The 1,056-nt window shown below is 42.6% G+C and carries 1 protein-coding gene; it reads left to right on the top strand.

Features of this window, described 5'->3' with window-relative positions; genetic code table 11:
• Positions 1 to 122: 122 nt before the first annotated feature.
• The coding region (gene thrC, locus ACS8FD_RS16580) for a threonine synthase (protein WP_439276649.1) at positions 123 to 1,056 on the top strand (934 nt) is incomplete at its 3' end.

The raw sequence follows: 1,056 nt of genomic DNA, 5'->3' as shown, positions 1-1,056 counted from the left end.
CTAAGCATAAACCTTTGCGTAAGCAAAATGCTTGGTTAAAAATACTAGACTGTGGCGATTCATAAGACATTGAGATTCAGGTACTAAAGACTAACTCTAGACATTTTAAGTAGGGATGCACTATGAAATATATCAGTACCCGTGGTCAGACAGCGCCGATGGATTTTAGTGATGTGCTATTGATGGGACTGGCACCAGACGGTGGCTTGATGTTGCCTGAGCACTATCCAAATATTGATAATGCGACGCTTGATGAATGGCGCACGCTTAGCTATCCAGAGTTAGCGTTAGCTATCATGCAGCGCTTTGCTACCGATATTCCTTATGCTGATCTAAAAGATATTGTAGAGCGTACTTATACGACTGAGGTATTTGGCAGTACAGAGATTACGCCAGTACGTAAGCTTGAGGATAATCTCTATACTTTAGGATTGTCCAACGGTCCAACGCTAGCGTTCAAAGATGTGGCAATGCAGTTTTTGGGCAATGCTTTTGAGTATGTACTTAAGCAAAAAGACGCACGCATTACCATCATTGGTGCAACCAGCGGAGACACGGGTAGTGCGGCAGAATATGCACTGCGTGGTAAAGAAAATATCGAAGTCTTTATGCTGTCACCACATGGCAAGATGAGTGAATTTCAACGCGCGCAAATGTATAGCTTAACGGATGATAATATTCATAATATCGCTATCGACGGTATGTTTGATGATTGCCAAGATATTGTTAAAGCATTACAACAAGATGCAGAATTTAAAGCCGCCTATAACTTAGGCACGGTCAACTCCATCAATTGGGGTCGCATCTTGGCGCAGATTGTCTACTATTTTAAAGCTTACTTTGCAGTGACGAATAGCAATGATGAACAAGTCAGCTTTAGTATTCCTTCGGGGAACTTTGGTAATGTTTGCGCAGGTCATATTGCTCGTGAAATGGGACTACCCATAGGGCGTTTAATCGTCGCGACTAATGAAAACGATGTGCTCAATGACTTCTTTAATCAAGGCGCTTACCAGCCACGTGCGACTGACAAAACTTATGTGACCTCAAGCCCTT

Source organism: Psychrobacter sp. 1U2 (assembly GCF_051847575.1).
The sequence above is the reverse complement of the archived record's forward strand: the minus strand, read 5'-3'. Positions and strand labels throughout refer to the sequence as shown.